The organism is Candidatus Acidiferrales bacterium, from assembly GCA_035515795.1.
Lineage (GTDB): Bacteria > Bacteroidota > Ignavibacteria > Kryptoniales > JAKASW01 > JAKASW01.
On the sequence record DATJAY010000039.1, the window covers coordinates 160,924 to 182,951 of the forward strand.

Annotated in this window: 24 protein-coding genes; 20 read left to right on the forward strand and 4 right to left on the reverse strand. The window is 48.3% G+C overall.

The features are described 5' to 3' along the window. Window positions 1-219: 219 nt before the first annotated feature. Window positions 220-1,419, reverse strand: coding sequence for a rhomboid family intramembrane serine protease (locus VLX91_16735; protein ID HUI31857.1), 1,200 nt, complete (start codon window positions 1,417-1,419; stop codon window positions 220-222). Window positions 1,420-1,695: 276 nt separating this feature from the next. On the opposite strand from VLX91_16735, the gene VLX91_16740 reads away from it, so the two are divergent. The 16 genes from VLX91_16740 (at window position 1,696) to VLX91_16815 (ending at window position 11,528) form a co-directional block, all read left to right on the forward strand. After that, on the forward strand, window positions 1,696-3,459 hold the full coding sequence (locus VLX91_16740) for a cytochrome c biogenesis protein DipZ (protein HUI31858.1): 1,764 nt from the start codon (window positions 1,696-1,698) through the stop codon (window positions 3,457-3,459). Between the two features lie 17 nt (window positions 3,460-3,476). Next, the gene (gene msrB / locus VLX91_16745) at window positions 3,477-4,010 is read left to right on the forward strand and encodes a peptide-methionine (R)-S-oxide reductase MsrB (protein HUI31859.1); all 534 of its coding nucleotides are present in this window, start codon (window positions 3,477-3,479) and stop codon (window positions 4,008-4,010) included. A 35-nt stretch (window positions 4,011-4,045) separates the two neighbouring features. Continuing rightward, entirely contained in the window at window positions 4,046-4,312 is a 267-nt protein-coding gene (locus VLX91_16750; GenBank protein ID HUI31860.1) for a hypothetical protein, read from the forward strand. A 380-nt stretch (window positions 4,313-4,692) separates the two neighbouring features. Next, the gene (locus tag VLX91_16755) at window positions 4,693-5,031 is read left to right on the forward strand and encodes a YciI family protein (protein HUI31861.1); all 339 of its coding nucleotides are present in this window, start codon (window positions 4,693-4,695) and stop codon (window positions 5,029-5,031) included. Window positions 5,032-5,074: 43 nt separating this feature from the next. Beyond that, on the forward strand, window positions 5,075-5,692 hold the full coding sequence (locus VLX91_16760; GenBank protein ID HUI31862.1) for a hypothetical protein: 618 nt from the start codon (window positions 5,075-5,077) through the stop codon (window positions 5,690-5,692). Continuing rightward, on the forward strand, window positions 5,689-5,877 hold the full coding sequence (locus VLX91_16765) for a hypothetical protein (protein ID HUI31863.1): 189 nt from the start codon (window positions 5,689-5,691) through the stop codon (window positions 5,875-5,877). The genes VLX91_16760 and VLX91_16765 overlap by 4 nt, the downstream gene beginning before the upstream one ends. Then, window positions 5,874-6,239 (forward strand): hypothetical protein, encoded by a 366-nt coding sequence (locus tag VLX91_16770; GenBank protein HUI31864.1) that lies wholly within the window; start codon window positions 5,874-5,876, stop codon window positions 6,237-6,239. Before VLX91_16765 ends, VLX91_16770 begins: the two co-directional genes overlap by 4 nt. Window positions 6,240-6,250: 11 nt before the next feature. Continuing rightward, complete coding sequence (locus VLX91_16775; GenBank protein HUI31865.1) at window positions 6,251-6,598, forward strand: TfoX/Sxy family protein; 348 nt, start codon at window positions 6,251-6,253, stop codon at window positions 6,596-6,598. 31 nt (window positions 6,599-6,629) lie between these two features. Beyond that, window positions 6,630-7,016 (forward strand): YciI family protein, encoded by a 387-nt coding sequence (locus VLX91_16780; protein HUI31866.1) that lies wholly within the window; start codon window positions 6,630-6,632, stop codon window positions 7,014-7,016. Continuing rightward, a complete protein-coding gene (locus tag VLX91_16785; GenBank protein HUI31867.1) occupies window positions 7,000-7,689 on the forward strand; it encodes a class I SAM-dependent methyltransferase in 690 nt (229 codons plus the stop codon). The genes VLX91_16780 and VLX91_16785 overlap by 17 nt, the downstream gene beginning before the upstream one ends. 144 nt (window positions 7,690-7,833) lie before the next feature. After that, a complete protein-coding gene (locus VLX91_16790) occupies window positions 7,834-8,292 on the forward strand; it encodes a hypothetical protein (GenBank protein ID HUI31868.1) in 459 nt (152 codons plus the stop codon). 131 nt (window positions 8,293-8,423) lie between these two features. Continuing rightward, the gene (locus tag VLX91_16795; GenBank protein ID HUI31869.1) at window positions 8,424-8,900 is read left to right on the forward strand and encodes a hypothetical protein; all 477 of its coding nucleotides are present in this window, start codon (window positions 8,424-8,426) and stop codon (window positions 8,898-8,900) included. After that, entirely contained in the window at window positions 8,897-9,346 is a 450-nt protein-coding gene (locus VLX91_16800; GenBank protein ID HUI31870.1) for a DUF1801 domain-containing protein, read from the forward strand. Before VLX91_16795 ends, VLX91_16800 begins: the two co-directional genes overlap by 4 nt. A 13-nt stretch (window positions 9,347-9,359) precedes the next feature. Continuing rightward, window positions 9,360-9,737, forward strand: coding sequence for a glyoxalase superfamily protein (locus VLX91_16805; protein ID HUI31871.1), 378 nt, complete (start codon window positions 9,360-9,362; stop codon window positions 9,735-9,737). A gap of 143 nt (window positions 9,738-9,880) precedes the next feature. Further along, complete coding sequence (locus tag VLX91_16810) at window positions 9,881-10,225, forward strand: YciI family protein (GenBank protein ID HUI31872.1); 345 nt, start codon at window positions 9,881-9,883, stop codon at window positions 10,223-10,225. 13 nt (window positions 10,226-10,238) lie between these two features. Further along, the gene (locus VLX91_16815; protein ID HUI31873.1) at window positions 10,239-11,528 is read left to right on the forward strand and encodes a sigma-70 family RNA polymerase sigma factor; all 1,290 of its coding nucleotides are present in this window, start codon (window positions 10,239-10,241) and stop codon (window positions 11,526-11,528) included. A 48-nt stretch (window positions 11,529-11,576) separates the two neighbouring features. On the opposite strand, the gene VLX91_16820 is transcribed toward VLX91_16815, so the two are convergent. Further along, a complete protein-coding gene (locus tag VLX91_16820; protein HUI31874.1) occupies window positions 11,577-12,023 on the reverse strand; it encodes a cytidine/deoxycytidylate deaminase family protein in 447 nt (148 codons plus the stop codon). Between the two features lie 111 nt (window positions 12,024-12,134). Here VLX91_16820 and VLX91_16825 point away from each other — a divergent pair, with 111 nt between their 5' ends. Next, window positions 12,135-12,638: a GNAT family N-acetyltransferase gene (locus VLX91_16825; GenBank protein HUI31875.1), complete on the forward strand. Its 504-nt coding sequence runs from the start codon at window positions 12,135-12,137 to the stop codon at window positions 12,636-12,638. 24 nt (window positions 12,639-12,662) lie between these two features. Here the strand turns inward: VLX91_16825 and VLX91_16830 are convergent, their stop codons facing one another. Next, window positions 12,663-14,795 (reverse strand): Ig-like domain-containing protein, encoded by a 2,133-nt coding sequence (locus tag VLX91_16830; protein HUI31876.1) that lies wholly within the window; start codon window positions 14,793-14,795, stop codon window positions 12,663-12,665. Window positions 14,796-15,089: 294 nt separating this feature from the next. Here VLX91_16830 and VLX91_16835 point away from each other — a divergent pair, with 294 nt between their 5' ends. After that, complete coding sequence (locus VLX91_16835; GenBank protein HUI31877.1) at window positions 15,090-15,644, forward strand: lipocalin family protein; 555 nt, start codon at window positions 15,090-15,092, stop codon at window positions 15,642-15,644. A 14-nt stretch (window positions 15,645-15,658) separates the two neighbouring features. Here VLX91_16835 and VLX91_16840 read toward each other — a convergent pair whose 3' ends face one another. Then, the gene (locus tag VLX91_16840; GenBank protein HUI31878.1) at window positions 15,659-18,337 is read right to left on the reverse strand and encodes a glycoside hydrolase family 2 TIM barrel-domain containing protein; all 2,679 of its coding nucleotides are present in this window, start codon (window positions 18,335-18,337) and stop codon (window positions 15,659-15,661) included. A gap of 342 nt (window positions 18,338-18,679) precedes the next feature. Here VLX91_16840 and VLX91_16845 point away from each other — a divergent pair, with 342 nt between their 5' ends. Both VLX91_16845 and VLX91_16850 read left to right on the forward strand, forming a co-directional pair. Next, window positions 18,680-19,126 carry a hypothetical protein gene (locus VLX91_16845; protein ID HUI31879.1) on the forward strand — a complete coding sequence of 149 codons (447 nt, stop codon included), beginning with the start codon at window positions 18,680-18,682 and terminating at the stop codon, window positions 19,124-19,126. 58 nt (window positions 19,127-19,184) lie between these two features. Continuing rightward, window positions 19,185-21,998 (forward strand): insulinase family protein, encoded by a 2,814-nt coding sequence (locus tag VLX91_16850; GenBank protein HUI31880.1) that lies wholly within the window; start codon window positions 19,185-19,187, stop codon window positions 21,996-21,998. The last annotated feature ends 30 nt before the right edge of the window (window positions 21,999-22,028 follow it).

The following is a 22,028-nucleotide window of genomic DNA, read 5'->3' on the forward strand; positions in this document are numbered from 1 at the left end:
GAGGAGCGTGCACTGACTCTAAGCGAGAGGATCCAATTGTTTGTTCACCTGATTATATGCGAGTTTTGCCGACGGTTCCTTGAGCAAACCAAAATTATTTCGAAGGAAGCAAGGAGACTCGTATCTGAGGAGAGCTTAACGGAAGAAGAAAAACGGAAGATTCAAGAAGAGCTTGACGCCATAGGGTTAAATCGTCGAAACGAGTAGACGATGTGCTTTTTATTTGTTTGCTTCCGTCATCTTGTTGTTTTCTTCATCAAGGGAGTATTCCTTGCTGGAGGATGTCCCATTATCACTGTAGGTCAGTATAATTGAAGGATTATGAGGCACGTCGCCGGCGTCACAGCGCATGGCCGCCCACCCAGTATCTTTTTTCTTCAGCATCTCTTTCGGGTAATACTCGATCGATGTGATCTGCGGCGAGCTTATTCCGACATTTTTGATCTCATCACCCTCGTTTACAAAATAAATAGAAAGGTCCTTTTGATTTCTGTGCGCGCGGAGTAATCTCAGTTTTGGAACGACGGGAACATTTAGTGCCGGACCTGCAGAAGAATTCTCGCGGGTTGGGATCGTACCTTTATTTTCGTATGATTTGACCGACTCAGGATTGTCGACCCGATCGGGTTGAGATTGTGGATCTAACGGAATTCCTTTTTCGTATGCCTTCACAAGATAATCCAGCTGAGTGTCGTCCTTGTCTGAAATCCGATTCTCTCTGTAGTCGTTCCGCTTGTCAAACTCATATTTCACAGGTGAATTCAATTTTCTCTTCCGTCTGTTCCATAAATCCACTATTGAAGAATCATAGCTGGCTACTTTTTGGAACCGCAACAACAGGAAACCGAGTCCCACACCTGCGAAGAATCCGCCGAGATGTGCCCAATGTGCTATGTGGTCGCCGCCCGCCGCAACTCCGATGAAGTCAAAGACAAGCCACATCAGGATTGTCCAAAAACTTCGCGGCGACAATCTGATGGGTGCTAGCCAAACAAAGAGCAGAATTTTCAGTGGAACTCCCGGAAAAAGTACCAGCGACATTCCTACGATGCCATTAATCGCCCCGCTCGCACCCACGGCGCTTCCGTCGCTGAGAGCAAGGTGTGCCATGGATGCGGCAATGCCGAGTCCGACATAGATCACCGGATACCATTTGTTGCCCACGACGGAATTAACTGCATTCCCAAACACCCAGAGGACCAGCATGTTTCCGATCAGGTGAAGCCAGCTGGCATGCAGAAGGAGATTTCCGATCAGTCCCATCGGGTTCATATCCCGCAGCACCATCTCGTTGAATACGGAATAGGGAAGAGCGCCCGTAATTTCAAAAATGAAGAATGTGATGGTAATCCCGATGATGATGGCGTTTGCTACCGGCGCGAAGACGTACTTGAAATCCAATCTGGTGGGAATAATCATTTAGTTTTCCGCATGTCTAATCTAAGCTGTCTTGAGATTGAGCCACCTTGTTGAAAATAATTTAAAATCGTCATATCAAAAAAACAAAGAGAATTAGTGTTGGTAGGATGCCTGCCAAAGTGAATTCTCGATATGAAAATCGCGGCCTTTTTCGGAAAAATATCTTTGGTTTTTCCGGCAACGATTTCGTGTAAGGTTTTGTTTTATTCTACGTCAAATCCTATGCAGTCAATGATTTCGTTCAATGATACAGAATTATAAAGATGAGGATACAAAATGCTTGTACTACTTGGATTCGCGTTTCTTGCCGGACTCGTGACAATTCTTGCGCCGTGTATCTGGCCGATCCTACCCATAGTCCTTTCGTCGTCTATCGCAGGTGAGGGGCATCGGAAGCCTCTTGGCATCACGCTCGGCATTATGCTTAGCTTTGCTTTCTTCACACTTGCTATTTCCTATTTGGTGAAAGCGTTTCATTTCGACCCGGACTTCCTGCGATTTGTCGCGATCATAATTATCGGAATTTTAGGATTGTCGATGGTAATCCCGGCGCTGTCAAGGTTTGTGGAAGGTCTCATCAGCAGGATCAGCGGATTGCTCGGACAAGGGTCGAGGCAGGGGAGCGGATTTGTGGCGGGCTTCATCGCCGGGATGTCACTTGGGGTTGTTTGGTCGCCGTGCGCAGGGCCAATTCTAGCAGCAATTGCAGCGCTCGCGGCCACGGGAAAGGTAACCATCAGCGTTGTACTTGTCACTCTCGCTTATGTCGCTGGCGTGGGGATCCCTCTGTTCATTTTTGCCTATGGTGGACGACAAGTGGTTACGCGGACGCGTTTTCTTTCTCGCTACACGGGCAGGATACAACAGCTGTTCGGTATAGTGATGATTCTCACTGCGGTTGGAATTTATACGAATTACGACAGGCTGATCGAAACAAAACTCTTGAATGAATTCCCACAAATTGGCGCAGCCCTAAACCAATTCGAGAGCAGCAAAACGGTTTCTGATCAGCTCGACCTCCTGAAAGGGAACAAATCGGCAAACGACGATCCTGCTTCGGCGGCACCAGTCCGCTCAACCGAGAACGCATCTTATTTCAACGCAAACACTCCGGCCCCGGATTTTGTCGGCATTACAGGATGGCTGAACACAGATTCGCCATTATCGATAAAGGACCTGAAGGGCAAAGTAGTCCTCGTCGATTTCTGGACATACACCTGTATCAACTGCATCCGCACCCTTCCGCACGTGATATCATGGTACGATAAATATAAAGACAGAGGGTTCGTCGTTGTCGGAGTACATACGCCCGAGTTCCAGTTCGAGCACAATACGAACAACGTCCAGGATGCGATAAAGATGTACAATATTCATTATCCCGTCGCACAGGATAACGATTACTCAACCTGGAACAACTATAACAACGAATATTGGCCCGCCGAGTACCTTGTCGATGCCTCTGGAAATATCAGGAGGACACATTTCGGTGAAGGTCAGTACGATGAAATGGAGATGGCGATAAGAACGCTCTTGAAGGAGAACGGTCAACCCATTTCAGAAACTACGGACGATCTGCCAGACCAAACCCCGACGGGCGTCCAGTCACCGGAAACCTATTTGGGCGCTGGACGAATGGAGTATTACTATGATGGTGGGAATACCGGTACCGTAGATAAGAAGTTTACGCTGGCAGATAATCTACGCCGAGATTCTTTCAGCTTCGGAGGGAACTGGAACGTCGAGAAAGAATTTGCGGTCGCAGGAAAGGATGCGGTGCTCGATTATGATTTCTTCGCCGACAAGGTATTTCTTGTCCTTCGTCCAGGAAACGCAGGTTCCATGGCGAGAGTTAAGGTGTTATTGGACGGTAGACCGGTCGACGATTCGAATGCCGGCGCAGATACTAATGATGGAGAAGTAACGGTAGACGCCGACAGACTCTACAACTTGATAAACCTTAGAGGAAAGGCGGGCCATCATGTCCTCCATCTCCGGTTCGAGACGCCGGGAATCGAAGCATTCGCATTTACATTTGGGTGAAAATGAGGAGAGAAAATATGAAAAAGAAGTTGCCGTTTGCATCACTGGTTGTGGTTCTTGGAGTACTTGGAATAATGCTGTACCGTCATCCACACACCTCTGAGTCAGGTCCGGTTTCGGGTAACGGAAGAATCCTTTCGGGATCCTTCGACAGCACGAAGTTCAAGACAGATTCGCAATGGAAGAAGATCCTTACTCCTGTGCAGTACTACATTTTGAGAGAAGCCGGCACGGAGGCTCCCTTCACGGGAGCTCTGGATCACGAGTTTGGCAAAGGAATCTATCTCAGTGGTGCGACGCGCGAACCCGTGTTCAACTCAAATCAGAAGTTTAATTCCGGCACGGGATGGCCGAGCTTCTGGGCACCTATCAAACCGGACGCTGTTGTTCTTCGGTGGGATTACAGCCTTCCCGGAGAACCGCGAATTGAAGTGTTAGACAAGAGTGGAAGTCATCTCGGTCACGTGTTCGATGATGGTCCACCACCGACAGGAAAGCGTTACTGCATAAACTCGGCCGCATTGATATTCGTGCCGGATACTACGAAATGAATTTTACCGAATAAAAACAAAAGAGGAGATACAAAATGAAAAAGATAGGCGCGTTCATTCTGGCAGTGTTGGTCATGATGACCGGGACAACGCTCGCGCAGGAGATGAAGCAAATGAAACCTGCAATGACAAAATCGGATACTTCGATGATGAACAAGAGCATGAAGAAATCATCGATGAAGAGAATGAAGATGAAGAAGTCTTCAAAGAACATGAAGATGAAATCTTCGAAAAAGGATTCGACCATGATGAACAAGAAGATGATGATGAAGGGGAAGAATCCAAAGCCTTCAATGGATTAAGCAAGAAAACCTAGCTCACTCTGCGTCCCTCTCCTTCACGGGAGAGGGAATGGGGGCGATGTTCTCTAAAGGTTCCCCACCGTCAGCTTGTCAATTTCCATACATAACTCACGTCTCCAGCGGAGAATCGTCCTCTATATATTCATCTCTCTAAATTTCTCCAGATTTGAACCGAAATTATGCAGCTCTACTATTTATTGTGTTGGACAATGAGATTTCTATGTACGGCAGGCAAAAAGTTTTTGAATTTACACGTCCAAATTTCCTGAGTCCATTCGTTGTTATGGTAGAGTTCGGAAAATATACGGAGCGCCTTCCACAAAAACTCGTAATTGGAGCCGCAGGCGTTTAAGATTGAATTAGAGAAAAGAGGAAACAAGATGAAGGATTATTTGTTGCTATTTAGAAGCGGAATTGACCTCAAGTCAGTATCACCTGAACAACTTCAAAATCAGATGATGAAATGGCAGAGATGGCTTGGCGGGCTCGAAAAGGAGAAAAGGCTTGTCACCGGTCAGCGCCTGACGCCCGGAGGCAGGGTGCTCACCAGCGCAAAAAAGGAAGCCATTGACGGTCCGTATTCCGAAGGAAAAGAAGTCATCGGCGGATACCAGATGATTAAAGCCAAAAGTCTTGATGATGCTGTTGAGCTCGCGAGAGGCTGTCCGATTTTTGATCTCGGCGGAAGCGTCGAAGTCAGAGAAACAATGGTTAACTAGACAAACCAGTCAAGGTTAGTAACAAAATATCAGAGGTGACATTATGAATACGCAAATAGCAAATAGTTATCTAAAGAAAGTAAACACCGTTAGCGCGGATGAACCGTTTCTCCTTCCAGTGGAGAAGCCTAAGAATATACTCATGAAGATGGTGTATTACTTCACTCGGAAACAATTTGGTAAAGTCATGACACCACTCAGCGTAGGTTCCGTCCGATTGCCTATTGCGTTTGGGATGTTCTATGGAAAGGTATCGAAGTTGGACAAGAAGCTGGCCCTGCCTGAAGAGACCGCTATGCTTATACGCCAACAAGTGGCAAGAATCAACGTCTGCCTTTTCTGCATGGACATCAGCCGATATTACATGATTCAGAAATCGATGAACATAGAGAAGTTCGACGCCCTGGACGAATACAAGACGAGCTCGCTCTTCACCGACGCGGAGCGAGCTACGCTGGATTACGTGACCGAGCTGACAAAGAACAAGAATGCCGATCCGGAACTCTTTGCTCGTATGGCAAAATATTATTCGGAACGAGAGATCTGCGAAATCATGTGGCTCGTCGCAAGCGAGCATCTCTACAACCTGACCAACATCGGCCTGAACATACATTCAGACATGCTTTGTGACATCTCAAAAAAGAAAAAGGCGGACAGATGAGAGCGAAGATCGTAAGCCATTGGGCAACCACGATACTTCTTATCGCCGTCATCATGCTCATTTCATGGGCACTTCGCCCGCGAAGCCGTACGCTTGGGGTCCTATTTCCTACGGCAAAAGGCGAATTAGGCAACACTATGAATAGTATGAGTACAATGAAATTAAAGGAGGACTTAGGAGGATGAGCAAGGCATCGACCAGAAAAACCGTCACGAGGTATTACGACGGCGTCAAGAAGAAAAACGGGTGGGAGTCAGTAATCTCCGATGATATGCTGTTCACCATGGGGAAGCAGACGACAAAGGACAAATCGAGCTACGTGGAAATTACCGGCAGGTTTCTTCGTGCCGTCACCGATTCAAATGTGAAAGAGATGATCATTGATGGAGACAAGGCTTGCGTGGTGGTCGCGTACGATCTTATGTCACCAAAGGGGAACACTTCGACCAAGGACGTTGTTGAAATCTTGAAGATCGACGGCGACAAGATCGCCGCCTCAACAATATTTTTCGATACCGAGGATTTCAAAATGTTCATGGCTGATTAACGGGAGTAACCGTGGCATGTAATGAAGAGCTTACTATGCGTGTTAGAGAAGCGCTGGCACACGTGAGAAAAGTTGAAGAGAAGAGAATGTTTCGCGGAGTCACCTTCATGGTTAACGGCAAGATGTGCGTGAGCGCTGGCGACAATAAGATAATGTGCCGTATAGATCCGTCAGTTTATGAGTCAGTGCTTAGAAGGAGTGGATGTAGTCCCGTCATTATGAAAGGGCGTGAGTATAGGGGATTCGTTTACGTCGATGAAGATGCGATAAAAAGTAAGAGAGACTTCGACTATTGGATAGGCCTCGCGCTCGAATTCAATAAGAGGGCGAAAGCGTCCAGGAACAATAGAAAGAGATAGTCAGCCATGATAGGAGAATTGTGAGGAAAAGATGAAAGAATACCTTTTGTTGTTTAGAGGCGGATACGACAGAATCGTTCAGCAGTCTCCGAAGGAGTTTTTAAGTCACATGGAAAAGTGGAAAAAATGGATGAAGGATTTGGAGTCGAAAGAAAACTTTGTAATTGCACAACCGCTGACTCAAGGTGGGAAAAAGGTTGCAGGAAAGAACAAGGCGGTGACGGATGGACCGTTCATGGAAGGCAAAGAAATTGTCGGTGGTTATCTTATCTGTAAAGCATATACATACGAAGGCGCAATTCAGATAGCTAATGGATGCCCAGTACTTGAGATTGGAGGCATCGTCGAGGTCAGGGAAATTACAAAAATGGATTCGATAACGGCAACATACATGGCACAAAATGACACGACGCATTGATTACTCCGGCGGCACCGCAGTCTCCTTACGTCAACGAAAAGGAAACCCGCGGCATACGCACCACCCCGATTGGAACGACAGTTACGCTCAAGACTTTGTGCCATGGGACACCGGCAAGCCGGATCCACTCTTGACGTCGTTTGTAGAGTCCGGGCGTGTCAGACCCGGGCTAACGCTCGAGGTAGGATGTGGAACGGGGACCAACGCCCTGTGGCTGGCAGGACGCAGGTTCGATGTCCTCGGCATAGACGTGGCGCCGCTTGCCGTGGATAAGGCACGCGCCAAACAGGGCAGGACGATGGGATGTCGGTTCGAGACCATGGACTTTCTCGCCGCGCCGCCGCAGGGACAGTTTGATTTCGTTTTCGACCGCGGCTGCTTCCACACCTTCGACGAAGCCGAAGATCGCACTCGCTTCGCCGCGCACGTAGCCGGTCTGCTTAAGCCGGAAGGAATGTGGCTGAGTCTCATCGGAAGCACTGAAGGCCCGGCGCGCGAAGTGGGCCCGCGCCGACGCAGTGCTCTTGAGGTGGTGGCGGCAATCGAGCCGGTGCTGGAGATCGTCGAACTCCGCGCCGACGCTTTCCACACGCGAGGTGAGTCGCCCAAGGCGTGGTTCTGCCTCTCGCGCCAGCGTAGAATGCCGGCGCAGCCGTCGACCCGCCACGATTGAGCAACACTGGCCAACTGACACAAAGCCTGCTCATGAGCATAGCGATTGGATCGATTTTGGGCGTGAAGTGATTTGCACGAGCGTAGGTGCCACTTTGCGGGCATATACGTAATTTGAAACATTAAATCATATGAGGAGATTTACATGACCCCCAGTAATGAAAAGCTGAAGTCAACAAAAAAGAAGTCCAAGGGATTTTCTGACGAGGAACGAGCCGCAATGAAGGCTCGTGCCAAAGAGCTCAAAGCGGAAGCGCGCGCGAATAAGGATAGGGAGGAAGGGGAGAGCGCCGCACTCACGGCGATTGGAAAGATGAAGGAACCCGACCGTACCATGGCGAAGCGACTCCATGCAATCATCAAAGCCAGCGGCCTATCTGCGAAAACATGGTACGGAATGCCCGCTTACACCAACGGGGACGGAAAGATCATCTGCTACTTCCGCGACCGGCAGAAGTTCAAAGAAAGGTACGCGATGTTCGGCTTCAACGACTCAGCGAGCTTGGACCAGGGTTCAATGTGGCCTGTCGCCTACGCTCTGCCCGAGTTGATCTCCGAAGACGAGGCTCGGATCGCCTCGCTCGTGAAGAAGGCGGTGGGTTGATTTTGAAAGTCCGAATGTCCGCAAGGAATCACAACTGCGCCGTGAAGGGGTTCCAATCCTGAACGGCATCACTTCGGGAGTACAACTCCATCTCGGCGTTGAGAGCTTTGAGTTATTATGAGGAGATTTCTATGAGCCCAGAAAAGAAAGCACAAAAGTCAGCCAAACGCACCATTGCAAGCGGCAAGGCCTACGAGGGATTATCGTCTGAAGAAATTGCGGTCATGAAGGAGACCCTCAAAGAAAGAAAGGCGGCTGCGAGCAAGGAAGAGGCGGAAAAAGCCGTGCTTGAGAAGATCGCCGAGATGAAGGGGTCGGATCATATCTTGGCAAAACGCATCCACGCAATCATCAAAGAAAGCGCGCCGGTTCTTTCGGCGAAAACCTGGTATGGGATGCCCGCCTATGCCAACGCGGACGGAAAAGTCATTTGCTTCTTTCAAGCTGCAAGTAAGTTTAACGCGAGATATGCAACGTTCGGCTTTCTACCCGATGCTAAACTTGACGAAGGCAATATGTGGACGACCTCCTTTGCAATGATCAAGTTGACCGCTACCGAAGAGGCAAAGATCGCCGCGCTCGTGAAGAAAGCAGTAGGCTCGATGTGAAAACAAGTACTAGTCTTTCCACGAAAGAGAAGTCTGCATCTCAACAGATAGATGCTATAATCAAAGAGCCGGGTGACTGGCGGGGGAAGAAGCTGTCGCAGCTGCGGGCTTTGATCAAAAAGGCAGACTCTGCCATCGTAGAAGAGGTGAAGTGGAAAAAACCATCCAAACCTTCTGGTATACCTGTTTGGTCTCATGACGGAATAATATGCGTAGCAGACACGCTCAAGAACGCCGTGAGATTGACATTTCCCAAAGGTGCTCAGGTGAAGGATCCGAAGAAGCTTTTCAATACTCGTCTGGAAAGCAAAACGGTCCGTGCCATCGACTTTCACGAAGGTGACACGGTGGATGAGGAAGCGCTGAAGGGACTCATTCTCGATGCCGTGGCGGTGAACAGATCAAAAAGCGCGAGCGATAAAATGAATAAACGATTAAGACAGTAAAGGAGAACAATATATGCAATTAGTCAATAAACTCATGATGCTTGCCGTGGCTGTCAGCGACATGCCGAAGGCAAAAGCCTTTTATGCGGACAAACTTGGTTTGAAGGTCACGACAGACTACCGCCAGGATGATGACCACTGGTGGGTATCCCTTGCTCTCCCCGAAGACGGAGTTGCCATAACCCTAACCACCTTTCACGGAAATGCGAAGCCCGGCGCGATGACGCTGTGGTTCGCGACTTCAGACATTGCTGCGGCCCACAAGGATCTCAGCGCCAAAGGAGTCAAAGTCAGCGAAATCGGTGACGACTTGCACGGTCCAGGGTCAGGCATAAAGTGGTTTAATTTCAAGGACCCTGACGGTAACATGGTTCACCTCGAACAGGCGTAAGGTGATGGGCACATTAAAGGAAAGTAGAAAAAAATGTTTAACAAAGAGGGGCAAACACTTGAACATTCTACAAAGTTGAAAAATATATGCGGCAAATTCTCGATCGAAAGGGATTAAACAATTAGTAAGAGGACAAATTAGACATGAAAGATTTCATGTTCCTTTTCAGGTTCAAAGATGGATTCGATTACAAAACCGCTTCGCGTGAAGAATTTCAGAAAGAGGCGATGAAATGGCAGACATGGACTGAAAATCTTCTGAAGGAAGGAAGACTTACTCCAGGCAATCGTTTGGTCCAATCTGGAAAAGTAGTCAAAGGAAAGAGCAAGCAAGTGCACGATGGGCCATTTGCCGAAGGGAAAGAAGTCGTCGGGAGTTTCTGCACTGTCAAAGCACGAAACATTGACGAGGCTCTCGAGGTCGCGAAAGGATGCCCTATCCTCGACCAGGATGGCAGTGTCGAGGTAAGAGAGATCAAGGTTTACTAAAAGGGGGCTGGCGATGGAAGACAACAACGTCGATAAGCTTGTCGATCACCTTTTCCGCCATGAATCGGGGAAGATGGTTTCCGTGCTGACGCGGACTTTCGGGACAGAAAATCTCGAAATAGTTGAAGACGTTGTGCAAGATGCTCTTCTGCAGGCAACTCAGCTCTGGCCGGTAAATGGAATACCGAACAATCCATCCGCGTGGTTGTATCAAGCCGCGCGAAACAAAGCGATCGATGTATTAAGACGAAACAACCATTCGGTCAGGTTGGAGACAGAGGAGGAATCCAGTCTTCCTGATGCGGACTCGTTATTACCGGGAATGATCGACGAGGCGGGACAGGAAGAGATTGTGAAAGACGATATGCTTCGCATGATGTTTGTTTGCTGCCATCCTGCAATCCCGGAGGAAAATCAGATCACACTTATTCTGAAAGTGCTTTGCGGATTCAGCACGGCCGAAATCGCCAGGGCATTCCTGACTTCCGAGGACACGATTTCTAAAAGATTATACCGGACGAAAGAATTTTTCCGGTCGCACAAGATTGAATTTGCCGTCCCTCTGCCGAATAAACTGAAAAGCAGAATAGATGGAGTGCTGAACTCGATCTATCTCCTGTTCAATGAAGGATATAACTCGACTGACTCCGAAGAGTTGATACGGAAAGACCTGATGGAAGAGGCGATACTACTTTGCAAGATGCTTACCGAGAATCCTCTCACGTCACAGCCGGAAACTTTTGCGCTGATGGCATTGATGTGTTTCCAGTCGTCGCGCAACGACAGCCGCCTTACACCCGAGGGAGAAATAATCTTGCTGCCGGACCAGGACAGAAGCAAATGGGATTTTGAATTGATCGCGGCGGGGAACGAATTTATGAACAAAGCGGCGTATGGAGATTCGGTGAGCAAGTACCATCTCGAAGCCGCGATCGCGTTCGAACATTGCACTGCGGAGAGTTTTGACAGGACGAACTGGGCAAGGATACTAGAGCTGTACGAATGGCTCTGCCGTGTTTCGTCGTCGCCGGTTCTGGAATTGAATAAAGCTGTCGCGACGATGCAGGTTCATGGAGCCGCAGAAGCATTGAGGTTGTTAGTGAACATCCGGGACAAGAAAAAAATTGAGACTTACCACATTTACCACAGCCTGTTGGGAGAAATCTATTGTCGCCTGGACAGGAAGGGGGACGCCCGTGAGGAATTTGAAATTGCAGAAAGGCTGACCGGGTCAGAAACGGAGAGAAGGCTGATGAGGGAGAAAATTTCCGCGATTGCACGCCTTGAGGCGGCCGCAGGATAAAGTTTTCTATTTCTTCGTCGTTTCTCTCATTGAAGCAGGCTGGTCCCGTTATGTTCCGGCGGGTGTTTCGGTCCCCATGTAAATCAGTTCCACGCCTGCTTCTTCCGCATATTTCTTTATCCTCTCGTCGCGGTAGAATTCTTTATAATAGATTGAGTTGATACCCGAGTTCGCGATTAGTTTGAAACAGTTCAGGCAGGGCGACGCGGTGACGTAGATCTCCGAGTTGTTGATATTCACGCCGTTTTTCGCCGCCTGCGCGACGGCGTTGGCTTCTGCATGGACGGTGCGAACGCAATGCCCGTTGTCCATGTCGTGTCCGACGTCATCGCAATGCGGTGCGCCGCGGAGACTCCCGTTATATCCTGTTGAAAGTATTACCTTGTCGCGCACGATGACGGCGCCGACATGTCTGCGGTCGCATGTGCTGCGCGTTGACACCTGCTCGGCTATTGCCATAAAATATTCAAACCAATCGGCTCTCGTTTTTGCCATGTCTTTTTTCCTTTAATGATCCAAAATAATATCTAACGGGAGTTCAAAATACAAATCTACATCTTAATGACAATCGGACGAGATCGCTTATATTTCAAATAAAATAAGATTATGATCGACCCGACCATAAACATCGTGCCGGCTGCCGAAAGAGATGTCCCTTTGATTCTTTCTTTCATAAAGGGACTTGCTGAATACGAGCGTCTGCTCGGCCAGGTCGTCGCAACTGAAGATGCATTGCGGGAGACGCTCTTCGGACCAAAGAAGTTTGCTGAAGTCGTCATCGCACGTTACGGGGATGAGCCTGCCGGCTTCGCGCTCTTCTTTCATAATTACTCCACATTTCTCGGACAGCCCGGAATTTATTTGGAGGATCTTTTTGTATTGCCGGAGTTTCGCAAGAAGGGAGTAGGCAAGGCATTGTTAACGTATCTCTCGCGCGTTGCCGTCGAAAGAAAATGTGGAAGACTCGAATGGGCTGTGCTCGACTGGAATAAACCGGTGATAGAATTTTATGAAAAGATGGGGGCTGTCTGCCTCGATGACTGGAGGATATGCCGGCTTACAGGCATGGCGTTAAAGAAGCTCGGATCGAATTCCGGAGAACCGAAGTAGTCGAAATTTAAGAGATCGCCTTACTCAATAAGACCCCGTTGTGAAGGTTGAAGTATAAGTCTGAGGCAGGGGTGTTCCATCATACGCCTTTAACGTTGTCGAGATAGTTACCGTGTATTTCGTATTGGCAGAGAAGCTGGTAGAGTTCGTCGGGTAAAAAGAGAAATATGGGCTATAGTTGGAGTTACCGAAAAACTGGAGTGAGCCGCTGACGCTTGGACTGATACTGAAAGCCGAGCGCACGGTTGATGTATCATATTGGGCGTCGCAGTAAACTTCGATGGAAGTCCCCCTGCTTACTCCGGTGCTGCCGTCTGTAGGAGAAATCGAAACACGAAATGGGACGGTAGAGAATGAAAAAGTGTAAGGAGAAGAAAGATTACCTCCGCCCAGAGATTTCATCGCAGTCGAGATCACCACACTGTAAGTGGTGCCCAGCTTAAACCCATTATTCGGGGTGAATGTAAACTCAGGTGAGCCGGAATAATTGTAAAAACTAAAATATCCTGAGGTATTTGGATTTATGCTAAAAGCAGCTCGTGCACTCGCCGTGTCGATGAGGGTATTAAAATAGACGGATATTGGAGAATAATTCAGCGGCCAGTCCGATGTCCCATTTGACGGGCTGCAGCTTGTTATCTGGAACGGCTGAGTAGAAAAGGAAAATGTGTAATCCGATGGGAGCGGGGTTGCATTTAATGCCTTCAATGCCGTCGAGATGGAAACGGTGTAGTTCGTCCCCATGCTAAATCCATTATACGGAGTGAACTCAAAATAGTCGGAGCCGTAGTAGTCTGTAAAATACCCCGCTATGTTCGGACTGATGCTGAACGCGGATCTAACGGTTGACGTATCGATTGGACCGTTTAAATAAACATAGATATTCTGGGAAGAAGGGACGTTGATAGACCCGTCGCTCGGAGAAGTTGATGTCACTTGAAATGCCTGCGTCGTGAATGAGGCACTGAAAGGAGCGGAGAGATACGTTCCGTCGGTCGCTCTTAATGCGGTCGACAGCGTCAGGGTATATTTTGTATTAAAGGCGAAACCCGGGGCCGGCATGAAATAAAAATCTGTAGGACCATTGCCGGAGTAATACAGCGTACCCGTCGTACTTGGGCTGATCGTGAATGCAGAGCGAATCGTGCTCGTGTCGATTCCGCCCGTCATGGAGAAATAAACCTCAGTGGTCGAAGATACGTTAGTGCTGCCGTCCGTTGGGCTCACGGACTGCACCTGAAACGGCGTAGTCGTGAAACCTGATGAATAATTACTTACCAATTGATGTCCGTAATTGTCACCGACTCCCGCTGGAATGGCTATGGAGTATGCCGTATTGTACTTCATTGCGTCAATAGAGGAGAAAGAGGCAACAGTGGAGTCGCCGTTGTAAAAGCTCCATTTGCCCTTCAAAGTCGGCGTGATAGTGATCTGGGATAGAGCGCTCGCCTGGAGTGGGCTGTTGAACATTACTTCCATGTACTGTCCGTTTAGGATATTGACGTTCGTCTGACCTGCTGCCGGAAATGAATATATCACGCGGAAATTAGGTTCAGGCGTAAAAGAGAATGTATAAGAAGTCTGAAGATGGTTCCCGTTGATGTCTTCAAGTGAGGTATCGATAGTAACGGTGTAAGTCTTGCCGACAGCATACCGCATTTGAACGCCGCCGTAGCCGGTCTCATAGGTTAAGGAGTCGAAAATGTCGAATTCCAGTACGTCGTCATAACTTTCCGGTTTGTTCGAACGATGCTGTGTGTCCACGCTTTCGGTAGTGCCTGTACGGTTAGCAGATTGCGCCTTATCGTATATGACAGGGATAGAGGTCAAGTGAAGTATTACTACGACCGGTCTGTCAAAGCCTTTGCATGTTATCGCTCCCACTTTTAGCGAGTACGTGCTCATAAGCTTGTTAAACTGCAAGACGAACGAAGGTCTGCTCGATCCTGACCCTGGATTGTAAATGTCGAAGGGGCCGACGCTCTTATCGGCCGGAAGTGTAAATATGACTTTCGGCTTTATCGAGGAATCGGAAAGACTCCCTTGATCTCCTGTGGGGTTGGAATTTTTGGTGCAGCCCGAGAGCAAAAGGAAAACGATTAATAGGCATGATAACTTGAGAGCCCTAGAAGATTTTAGAATGAAATAGAACTTCATGACACAGCCTCCGTTCAGTTTGATTGGAGATTCAAACAGTTGCATATGACTGCACGTAATCTAAATGCTGCAAAAGAGAAATACAACTGTCAGATAGTATTCGTACGATGAGATATCAAGGGGAAACGACATTTAAAGTAGCTTGAACGGAGGTGAAGCCTGCGAGGATGGGGATGTCGGTCAATGATAGGAAACGTGGTGACTTCGCCACCATGTTGCGAACGCCCTTGCATCGTTCCATGACGTTGACTAATCTACTCCTGTGAGAGTCGGAAATTTGATAGAAGGGCAATCATGGAAACTCAAGGAATTGTTTCGATTTGTTTTGCTGGAATATTGCTGATGCTTTCGAGTAGCGGCGCCGATAGCCAAACTCCACCTGCAGAGGTGACGACCGTCAAGCACGTCGACCTCAAAAGATACATTGGGACGTGGTACGAAATAGCAAAAATACCCAACTCTTTTCAGAAGCAATGTTCCTGCAACACGGCAGCGAGCTACGCGCTCCGCGATGACGGAAAGATCGAAGTAATAAACAGGTGTACCAAAAACGATGGTTCCGCAGATGAGGCGAAGGGAATTGCGCGGGTTGTCGACACCACGACGAATGCAAAGTTGGAAGTGAGCTTCGTCAGAATTCTCGGCATCCAGTTATTCTGGGGAGATTACTGGATCATCGGGCTCGACGACAATTACAATTATGCTGTTGTTGGAACTCCTTCGCGGAAATACGGCTGGGTGTTAAGTCGGACCCCGGTACTTTCACCGGAAGACATGAGGGCGGCATTTGAAATTCTGAAAACTCAAGGATACAATCTGAACGATTTTGTGAAGACCGAGCAGAAGTAAGTCGAGACTGGGGATTATTTCGAACTTACGATGTAATATCCCTGCTCGACATTCCAACCCTTGATTGAAACGACACCATTCATTGTCTCATCAGATTTCGTATCGATGAAGATTGTCTTTGCTTCGCCGGGTAATATCGAGATATAATTGTCGCTGTAAAACACGGGCAGAATACGTTTTTTTGTTGAGGAGTGAACCAGCGAGATACGATTGAAAAATGCGACGGGTCCACCTGCGGGATCGGAGATTGTAACTTCAATCTTCAGCGGGCTTATTACTCTTGCCGTCACCGACACATTTGCCTTCGGCATTTGCTGCAATCCGGTGTAATTGCCTGTGGAATCGGGAAGCCAGTAAAAATTGTCGCTTAACATTTTGCGGTCAGTGTCGAGCAAACGCAATGAGAGGAAACCTCCGTGAGCTGTAAACAGGGTGTCCAATATCTTCTTGACAGGCTCGATTCTCTGAACGGAAGTCGGACTCATTTGGATGAGCACTTGCATGACGAGCGAATCTTTGCCCGCGATATCGTATGCGGTTGCCTGCAGCATGATATCGTGGTACGGACGAAAAGTCTCGTTCACAACCGTCGTCATTCCGTCTATCGGGTTATACATGACGTGGAGAGGTTCGCCTGCGTGGTGCAAACCATATAGACCTCCGTTCGGATCGAGATAGTGATCGTACATTTGACCGCGCAGGGCCGTCCATGGATTCTGAGTTTTCCAGATGATGACGCCGGTATACCAGTCCCACATGTGCGCCAGGTGACCTTCGATCAACCCACGATACTCGTCGTAGTTGACAAGTTGCGCCTTGTCGGCATAGTCTTTGACGTCCATCGGTTTTCCGTAGGCATCGATGAAGCTGCCGTACCAACCTGGTTCGTGGTACCCCCACACTGAATCCATGTTTTTCCAGGCCGGGCCTGGAAGGGTCATGTCCTGTTGTGGTATGAAACGCTCCAGCGATTCGTAATCTCCCATCCCTACAGATCCAATTTCAGAGTTGAAGGGGAAGAAACGGTTTTCCCAGAAGAACCTCACAGGCTCAAGCCAATATGGTCCGTCTCCCGTGCGGCCGATAAAGTTGTACGACATGCTATCGACATTTGAATACTCGAAGAAATAACGCGTAGTGTCCAATTCTGGCAGCAGGGAATCTTGGATTGAAGCAAGGATATCTTCGGGTGGAGCAATTTCGTTCCCGCCACAGTAGAAAGCGAGAGAGGGATGGTTGCGGATCATTTTGACCTGGTCGGCGACGGATTCCAGGAAGAGCAGGTGGTCGTCGGGATAATTACGCCTGGTCCACTGATCTTCTTTTTTCTTCGGATCGGTCCACTTGCCGTTGCAGTCGCCTGACATCCAGAAATCCTGAAAGACGAGTATTCCATATTTGTCGCACGCGTCGTAGAACTCCGGCCGCTCAGTAATACCTCCACCCCACACGCGGATCAGGTTGAGATTCATGTCTCGGTGAAAGCGGAGTTCGGCATCGTACCGTTCGGGCGAGAAGCGGAGCATGGCATCCGACGTAATCCAGTCGCCGCCTTTTATGAATATCTTCTGTCCGTTTACAAGCACCTGACGGCTGCGTGTGTGGTCGTTCCATTGTGTCTGTATTTCACGGATGCCTGTCGTAATAATCTTCTCGTCAAGTATTTGATTGTCATCATTCAGGAATTGAAAATCGAATCTATACAAAGCTTGCCTGCCGTAGCCGTTTGGCCACCATAGCTTCGGATTCTTCATTGTGTAATCCGGTAATTGCACCATTGTTGTTGTATCCGGTTGAAGGACCACTTCCTTCTTTACGACAACGCTATCGAGAATATATTCAAGTGCACCATGAACCTCCTTATCTGTCGGATTGTAAATCTCCGCGCTTGCCTTGATGATCACTGGTGCTTGTGGCGCTTCAGGAAATCTCTTGCCGGGAACCACAGTGACGACATGCGGATTCTGCTGACGAATTGAAAATGTTCTTTCAATAATCACCTTGTCCCAGATTCCCGTGTTCCGGTCGTGGATGGGCTGGATCCAATCCCAGCCAGCAGTGTACTGGCTCGACACATTTCGTGCGATTGTTCCATCGCCGCCCTGTCCGCCATTTGGGTTGCCGACAGGATCGGGAGGAAAAACCAAGACGGCAAGCCGGTTGTCTCCGTCCTGCGGGATGAAGGAGGTGATGTCATAAGTCTGTCGCAGGAACATTCCGTAATGTGTTTGCTTGTTCAGTCTATGGCCGTTCAGGTAGATGTCACACCCGTAATTGATGCCTCGGAAATGGAGCCAGACCCGTTGGTTGTCGACAGGCGGTTGCTCGTGGAAATTGTTTGCAAACCAGTAGGTATAATATTTGCGCCCGGCGTCGTAGATGTCTGGTATCTTCTTATTGTTCATCCCATAATATGGATCAGGGATCAAGCTGTCGTTCAATAGTGTCGTCAGGACAGTTCCAGGCACTGTAGCACGCATCCATCCGGACAAAGGATAAGATGGAGTGGACAATTCTTCTCCGGTCGATTTCAGGTCCCCGATATTCATACATACCCAGCCTGAATCTAACTCCCGGAGGTTCACGGGGTAATTGAGAACGTTGCGCCGCATCGGGATATTTAAGGATGCACATCCGATTATCGTCGATGAGACAATAAGGAAGATGGATGCTGTGGTAATTCTTTTGCACATGGTAGAATTTTCTTTTAATTGTCAATCGTTCATAACGAATCGGAGACAAGATAGCATTTGAGGAATTCAAATACCTGAGAAAGGATAATTGTTTCTTCTAACCAATCGATCTAAATTAATCTGAAAATGATTTCTGAGTGTGCTTCAAGAACGACTTAACTTTCTAAATACAGTTTTCTGTAGCAATTACTGAAAGGAGGCAAAACGAAATTAGTTTTATTTCTTTTGTTGCTTGGCTCTGCAATATTCATGCTTTCATCCTGCAAGAAGAGTAATCTGGTTGGTGCGTCAAGCGATCAACAAATTTGGCCGCTTAAAACGGGTGACCTCTGGGATTATCAAGTGGCATCCTATGATACTGCAGGAATCGTTAATGGGGGAGGAACACTTTCGCTTTCAATTACATCAGACACCGTCGTCGCCGGCGAGACGTGGTATCGCCTTTCAGGGGACACGGGGAATTTCTTCTACACGGAAAGATCTAACGGATTTTGGATAATGTCGAACGGTTCCCAGGCTCTTTTTCTCAAATATCCGGGGAGTGCTGGCGAGAGTTGGAATTGCTATTCGGATTCGGTGTCTGTTCAATCGACGGACACCTCGGTGAGCGTTCCGCTAGGTACTTATAATTGTTACATGTATCGCCTATTTTATAGTTCAAAACCGGTAGAAGATTATTATCTATCTATAGGTGTAGGAATGGTGGCCGAGGATGACTACTCAGTGACAAGCTCAGGGCAGGTCTATAAAGCTTATGCTTTCAGTCTCACTTATGCCAGTCTTAAATAGAAGATGTTCACTTTGTTTTGCTTCACGCAATCGATGTTAGTTTAAGGAGTCTATCCACATGAAGATGCTTCGTTCTTTCGTATATGGGTTGTCATTTCTGCTCTCAGTTGTTGTTACGCAAACTCAAGCCCAGCAAATATTCAAGCTAGACCAGTCACTTGCGACTGATTCAAGCGCCACCATCGGCAAACTGGATAACGGTCTGACTTATTACATCAAGGAAAACAGGAAGCCTGAAAAACGCGCCGACCTGCGGCTTGTCGTGAAAGCCGGGTCGGTCCTTGAAGACGACGACCAGCAAGGGCTCGCGCATTTCGTGGAACACATGGCATTCCATGGCACGAAGAGTTTTCCGAAACACGAGCTGGCGAATTTCCTGGAAAAGTCAGGTATCAGGTTTGGGCCAGAAGTAAACGCCTACACAGACTTTGACGAGACATGGTACATCCTTCAGGTGCCGACGGACTCGCCGGCTGTCATGAAAACCGGATTCCAGATACTGGAAGAATGGGCTCATGCCGTAACATTCAATGATTCGGATATTGAAAAAGAGCGCGGTGTAGTCAGGGAAGAATGGCGGCTCGGAAGAGGCGCCGATGAGCGCATCTTCAGACAGCAGTGTCCGTATTTATTCTACAAGTCCCGTTATGCCGAGCGGATTCCGATCGGAAAGATAGGGATCATAGACTCGTGTCCACACGATGCCATCCGACGTTTTTATCGTGACTGGTATAGACCGGATCTGATGGCAGTGATCGCTGTCGGAGATTTCAACAAGGGTGAGATCGAACAACTTATTAAAGACCATTTCTCAAGCCTGAAGAACCCGCCGAATGAGCGGGAGCGAGCAAAATATTCCATCCCAGATCACAAGGATACTCTGGTCTCGATTGCCACGGATAAAGAATTGTCCCGGACTTCAATTAGCGTAACGTTTCTGCGAAATGCTCACGGGAGCCGGACCGTATCCGACTATCGCAATGACATCATAAGTGGTCTCTATGATCGGATGTTCAATGCGCGCCTCAGTGAAATTGTTCTTAAGCCGAACCCGGCTTTCATCTATGCCTATGGTGGCGACGGGAGATTCCTCGCGGACAGACAAGCTTATAGTTTGGGTGCGGGTGTCGCGGACACGACGATCGTAAGGGGACTTCAGGCTGTCATGGTTGAAGCCAATCGAGTGAGGGAATACGGTTTCACCTCTTCTGAGCTCGAGCGTCAAAAGAATGAAAGTTTGAGATGGATGCAGAAAGCATACGATGAGCGCGACAAAACAGAATCGAGCCGGTATGTTAACGAGTACCAGCGGAATTTCATAAATGATGAACCGATTCCGGGAATCGCAGCAGAGCTCGCTCTGTACAAACAATTACTGCCTGGTATTACGGCAGAGGAAGTAAACGATCTTGCATCAGAAAGAATGAGGCCCGGTAATTCAACCATTCTCGTCGCGGCACCTGAGAAAGACAGTGTCAGACTTCCGTCGGAGAATGAAGTGCTGGCTGTTGTAAGTGCGGCGGGAGCCTTGAAACTCGAGCCGTACGTTGATCGTGTGAGCTCCGAGCCGCTGATTGCAAAGCTGCCGGTTCCTGGAAAAATTGTCGCAGAGAAAAAGATACCTTCGATTGGGATCACTGAATGGAGACTTTCAAATGGGGCAAGAGTTGTGTTGAAGCCCACCGATTTCAAGAACGATGAGATTCTTTTCTCTTCTTACGCTCCCGGCGGCTCGTCGCTCGTCGATGACAGCGATTACCTTTCAGCAATTGCCGCCACCGGCATTATCGCTCAAGCCGGGATCGGAGATTTTGATGCCGTTACACTCAACAAGAAACTGGCGGGCAAAGTCGTATCTGTCAGCCCGATGATCTCTGAAATCTACGAAGGTCTCCGAGGTAATTCATCGCCGAAAGATATTGAGACATTGTTCCAACTTGTATATCTCTACTCGACTTCACCAAGAAGGGACACGGCTGCGTTCTCGGCCTACATGACGCGATGGAAAGAGTCTTTGCAGAATGTGAGTGCTAACCCGCAGGCGGTGTTCAATGACACGATCCGAGTGACGATGTCAAATTATCATTTTAGAGGACGTCCCATAACGACAGGCTTGCTGGATGAAGTCAGGTTGGACGAAGCTCTCTCCATTTACAAGTCACGGTTTGCGGACTTCAGCAGTTCCACTTTCTTCTTTGTAGGATCGTTCCAGGTTGACAGCTTAAAGCCCTTCGCTGAGCAGTATCTTGCTTCTTTACCCTCTTTGAACCGTGGTGAAAAGTGGAAGGACATAGGGATGGAACCACCCAAAGGTGTCATAGCCAAGGAAGTGCGAAAAGGTGTCGAGCCAAAGAGCCTGGTCAATCTCACATTCACCGGACCATTTGTGTGGTCGCAACAAAACCGGTACGATTTTGAAGCTATGATGGGCATCCTCAACATCAGGCTCCGCGAGGTACTGAGGGAAGATAAAGGTGCGACTTACGGAGTTAGAGTAAACGGCAATTCACATTCCATCCCGAAACCGGAATACAGCATCACGATTTCATGGGGATGCAGTCCCGACCGCGTGGATGAGCTTGTGAAGCAGGTGCTGATTCAAATAGACAGCCTGAAACTCAAAGGACCGGATTCGGTTTACATCCAGAAGGAAAAGGAGTTGGAGCGCCGCTCCCTCGAAGTAAATTTGAAACAAAACGGTTATTGGATGTCGAGATTGTACGGGTGCTATCTTGACAACGAAGATCCAGAGGTGATTCTGAACTATCCTAAACTTATCGACGGGCTTACGGAAGGTGCCATTCAGTCGGCGGCGAAGGAGTATTTCAGCATGGATAATTATGTGAAGGTTGTGCTTTATCCGGAAAAATGAATTAAGACATCTTAAGAAGTGCTCTGATTT